The organism is Loigolactobacillus jiayinensis (genome assembly GCF_003946445.1).
GTDB lineage: Bacteria > Bacillota > Bacilli > Lactobacillales > Lactobacillaceae > Loigolactobacillus > Loigolactobacillus jiayinensis.
In genome coordinates, this window is record NZ_RHOF01000101.1 from 1 (window position 1) to 4,444 (window position 4,444).

Sequence of the window (4,444 nt, forward strand, 5' to 3'; positions counted from 1 at the left end):
AAATATCATGGGCGCAAACCCCAATACACCCAAGACGATCCCCGCTTGCAACATGCTTTTAAGCTTTACCAGGCAGGCATGAGTGACATTGATGTGACTCGAAATACCGGGATTAAACGGACGACCTTTATCAGATATCGCAAAAAGTTTAATATAAAAAGATGAGATTTATATGTTAGATAAATTAAAAACCGTTTTTTATGAGCAGCAAAACTATTTTGAGAAAATGATGGGAATCATGTTAGAGTGGTATCATTTATTAATCGGAATGCAAACAACTGTGCTCAACATAGTTCTGGAAGTGTTTGTTGTTCCATTCTTCGATTGCATGCTTAGTAGCTTTCGATTCATCGTACACGTTGAACTGCGTTTCATTAAACACAATATCTTGATTACTGTGATTAATCTTTTCATCATGTTCAACATGCTTCTGAATGCCGGAATATCCATTAGTATCTTTCGCTTGTAAGTCAGTTGTTACGGTACATTTTATTGCCATCTTTTATGCCTCCGTAAGTTATTATCTTACAAGTAATTATAACATGTTTGCAGTACAGTAAAGTGGATAAGATATCCAATTTACTAGCTCCCTAGTCAAAATGGAGTAACCCCATTTTGACTAGGGAGCTCTGCCGAGGGCATTAGGAACACATTTCCTAATAACCATTAAATTTTATTTTCAAGATTGTATTTGAAAATAAAATGTTACCTTTTACCCTAGAAAGGTAACGCCAAAAGAAAAATTCCCAATGCATTTAGCAAAGGGAATTTTTTGTAATTAATTCGTGGTTTTTTTGATAATCATTTGAAAGTGAATTATCGAATTGTGGCCCCTAATACGTTTTTAAAATGATTCATCGCCCATTCAGCACCAGCTGGTGAGAACGTGGCCACGGCTGCTTGTGGAATCACAATGTGGTAATCCAGGTTGTAGGCACTGATTGCGGTGTGGAGGACACAAATATTAGTGCAGACACCAGCAATCCAGACTTCATCAATCCGCCGTTCCCGCAGGTAGTTATCCAAATTGGTGTTTTGGAAGGAGGAGTAACGGTTCTTATTGAATTTGTAGACATGGGAATCGTCATGATGTCGATCAAACCAGCTGCCGACTTGGCCGTATAGTTTCTGACCGGTCGTCCCAATAATATTATGGGCCGGATATAGTTTGGTTTCTGGATTGAATGGGTCATTAAGCCGGTGACCATCAGTGGGAAAGATCACATAATCATGCTGGCTTAAGAATTGATCGGCTAACCGCATAATTTCTGGGGCCAACGTCTGCGCTGGCTTGCCAACCGTTAGTGATCCCTTATCAGCCACAAAGTCGTTTGTATAGTCAATAATTAAGAGCGCTTTAGCCATCTTAATGTTCCTCCGTAAATTGAGCTTTAGTAATTAACTGTTCTTGCAATTCAGCCAATGTAGCTGTTAAGTAAACTGGGTACCGATCGGGGTTAACTAACCGTTTTGTGGCTTCTGGTAATTCTGCTACTTGATCCATTGAGAATTGCTGAATCTTAAAGAGATCATTTTCGATTGGGGAAGCATTGGAACCCAGATATTCTTGCATCAATGGCTTAGCATTAAAGTTAGTCAGAACTTGGCTGGCGTGCGTGGCTGCCGAATTAGCATTAACCACTCTCAATGGAGCCGTGATGTGCTCATCAGCCAGGGCAATCACATCGGCGATCGCTTGATGAAGGTTATCTTGCCGGTAAATCCGGTAAACTTGCTTATTACCAGGCAGGGTGATCTTTTCTCTGCTATCACTAACCTTAATTTTTGGGATCCATTGATCATTAATCTTTTCTTCGGCGAGCTTATAAACGCCACTTAATACCGGACTGGAGGAACTGGTAATTAAACGTTCCCCAATCCCAAAGTTATCAATTGGAGCTCCTTCATCCAACAACGACTTAACTACATGCGCATCAAGGGCATTTGAAGCTGTAATCTTTGCCTTGGGGAAGCCAGCATCATCGAGCATCTTCCGGGCTTTGATGGCTAATTGCGAAATGTCACCGGAATCTATCCGGATCCCGACTGGTTGGTGCCCTTGAGCGCTAACTTGCTTGAAGACCCGAATCGCGTTCGGCACTCCTGACTTCAAGACATCATAAGTATCAACGAGCAAGGAAACTTTGTCAGGATAAACCTTGGCCCAAGCTTGAAAGGCACTTAATTCATCAGAGAAGCTTTCGACCCAGGCATGTGCCATTGTGCCGGCCGCGGGAATATTAAATTTACTGGCTGCTTGTAAGTTCGACGTGCTGGTACAACCGCCGATCACCGCGGCTCGCGCCCCATACGTGGCGGCATCAGGGCCTTGCGCCCGCCGCGCGCCAAATTCCATAATTGGTCGGCCTTGAGCGGCATGGTTGATTTGCCAAGACTTCGTCGCAATTAATGATTGATGGTTAATGATGTTTAGAATAAAGGTTTCTAACAGCTGGGCTTCAATCAACGGTCCACTAATTGAAATAATTGGTTCCCGTGGGAAAACAGGGGTTCCTTCTGGTAAAGCCTTAATCGAGCAGTGATTTTTAATCTTGCTCAGGTAATCCAAAAACTCGGGAGTAAATTCATTCAGGGAGGTCAGGTATTCAATATTCTCCTTAGTGAAATGCCAATTTTGAACTTGTTCTACCACTTGCTGGAGACCAGCGACAATGACAAAACTACCGTTGTCGGGAACCCGGCGGTAAAAGACGTCGAAGCGAGCTTGTCGATCATGGGGTAGGGTAGCGTAGTACCCATTGGCCATGGAAAATTCATATAAGTCGGTTAATAGTTGTAGATTCATCTTAAATACTTCCTTTTAAGTAAAAATTACTTTAATTTGGCTAAAAATAAAAGTATGGTTAACTTTTATTTACGTCTAGTATAAATACTTTGCAGCAAAATGCAAATGATGCCCTTTAGTTAAGTTGGTAGAGCTTTGGTGGCCGCCCAGAATGGTTCAAAGTGGCGGCCCCGACTTCTTTGAAGAGGTGGTTGTGAGTTTTCTTAAAGTTGGAATTATCAATCTTGTCAATTGTCGTACCTAAGAAAGCCGCAAAGACTTCGCGCGCTTGGCGCAGGGTAAAGGTATTACCTAAGATCCGAAGAATTTGGGGTTGATAGTCCAGCTTGTTTTTAATCCGATTAATGGCGGTGGTAATGATTTGAATATGATCAAAGACCAGGTGACCGGCGGGACTTAGGATAATCTCCTGTTGGTCATGGGTGATCACATAGTTGCCCTGATCTTTATCAAGCACGAACCATTGGGCATCTGTGGCCCCATACCCTGGATGCAATTTTGGGGTTGATGGTAAATAGGTCATATAGGCGAGTGCCAGTGCCCGAGTTCCCGTAACCCGCTTGGAATCTGTAAAGGTGGCCAGTTGTTCGGTTGAATTCATCGGAACTTGCAGGCCAATTTTATCGTCAATTAGACGAATGCAGGCCGCGTCGGCACTCTCTTTACTCCGCAAGAGGGTTTCGGGGAGGGCCCAATGTCCCTTTAGAGGTTCATCTGCCCGCTTAATCAATAGTAATTGTGGTCGGTGTAATTCAGTATTAAAACTCCAAATGACGTTGGTGATGGTCACCAATGGCCGGGCAATAATTTCACTATCCAATTGACGCTCCTCCCTTCATAATTGTTAACTCAACTCTATTTTAGCATTTCTCGGCCACTAGTAATTGCCCAGTTGCTTTAAATCATGTTTGACGAGGATTGCTAAATTTTGAATGGTGATCGACGTCGGCTGGGCTAACCATAAGCAAAAAGTATTCCAGAAAATACCGACGGCAATGCGGGTCATATATTCAACTTTGGTATCGTTAGTGACATCGACGTGTCAAGCAACACTGGGGTGGCGGAGATGGAAACGCCGAAAGAAAAACCGGCATCGTTTGGTTAGCATTATCTAAGATCTTATAGCTTAAACCAGCTTTAACTAACAAAGCCAATTTAGCTGAGTGAGCTGGCCAGTAAGTAAAGAAGTCATCGATGACTTCTTTATAGGTTTGGGGGTTAACTTGCAAGATCCAATCAGTGTATTTCTTTAGTAAGGAAATAACATACTGATTAATCACATCGTCTTTGCTTTTGAAATTCCGGTAAAAAGTCCGCCGGGAAATATGGGCTTGGTTACTAATATCGATCACGAAAATTTCTTGGTACGGTTTGACGGTTAATAATTTTTTACAGGCTCAAACCAAAGAACAATCAGCTTTTATTGAGCTACTTAAACAGCAGTTAGAGGTTAAGGACGAACAGATTGCAACGACTAATAGGATTGCCGATCAAGCACAACAATTAGATTTAACTACACACAAACAATCACAACCATCATTACCTCAACAAACCGAATCTGAGAGAGCGTAAAATATCTTGTATAAATGCATAAAAGATTTCTGAATTGTATAGAAATAGGGAATGCCTTCCCTTATG

At 42.1% G+C, this 4,444-nt stretch carries 8 protein-coding genes; 2 read left to right on the plus strand and 6 right to left on the minus strand.

What is annotated here, in order from left to right:
* Positions 1-165: helix-turn-helix domain-containing protein (locus EKM80_RS14400; protein WP_164509591.1), on the plus strand; the 165-nt coding region annotated here is incomplete at its 5' end.
* A gap of 94 nt (positions 166-259) precedes the next feature.
* Here the strand turns inward: EKM80_RS14400 and EKM80_RS14410 are convergent.
* The 6 genes from EKM80_RS14410 to EKM80_RS15215 form a co-directional block, all read right to left on the minus strand.
* Positions 260-499, minus strand: a complete 240-nt coding sequence (locus EKM80_RS14410; protein WP_225418902.1) for a hypothetical protein — start codon at positions 497-499, stop codon at positions 260-262.
* A 317-nt stretch (positions 500-816) separates the two neighbouring features.
* Entirely contained in the window at positions 817-1,365 is a 549-nt protein-coding gene (locus EKM80_RS14415; RefSeq protein WP_125554357.1) for a cysteine hydrolase family protein, read from the minus strand.
* Between the two features lies 1 nt (position 1,366).
* Positions 1,367-2,806: a nicotinate phosphoribosyltransferase gene (locus EKM80_RS14420; protein ID WP_125554359.1), complete on the minus strand. Its 1,440-nt coding sequence runs from the start codon at positions 2,804-2,806 to the stop codon at positions 1,367-1,369.
* A gap of 115 nt (positions 2,807-2,921) precedes the next feature.
* Positions 2,922-3,626: an NUDIX hydrolase gene (locus tag EKM80_RS14425; protein WP_046872111.1), complete on the minus strand. Its 705-nt coding sequence runs from the start codon at positions 3,624-3,626 to the stop codon at positions 2,922-2,924.
* A gap of 57 nt (positions 3,627-3,683) precedes the next feature.
* On the minus strand, positions 3,684-3,812 hold the full coding sequence (locus EKM80_RS15155) for a hypothetical protein (protein WP_257788172.1): 129 nt from the start codon (positions 3,810-3,812) through the stop codon (positions 3,684-3,686).
* A 19-nt stretch (positions 3,813-3,831) separates the two neighbouring features.
* Positions 3,832-4,158, minus strand: a complete 327-nt coding sequence (locus EKM80_RS15215; protein ID WP_263853753.1) for a TetR/AcrR family transcriptional regulator — start codon at positions 4,156-4,158, stop codon at positions 3,832-3,834.
* Positions 4,159-4,177: 19 nt separating this feature from the next.
* Between EKM80_RS15215 and EKM80_RS14435 the strand changes: the two genes are divergently transcribed.
* The gene (locus EKM80_RS14435; protein ID WP_225361824.1) at positions 4,178-4,378 is read left to right on the plus strand and encodes a DUF536 domain-containing protein; all 201 of its coding nucleotides are present in this window, start codon (positions 4,178-4,180) and stop codon (positions 4,376-4,378) included.
* The last annotated feature ends 66 nt before the right edge of the window (positions 4,379-4,444 follow it).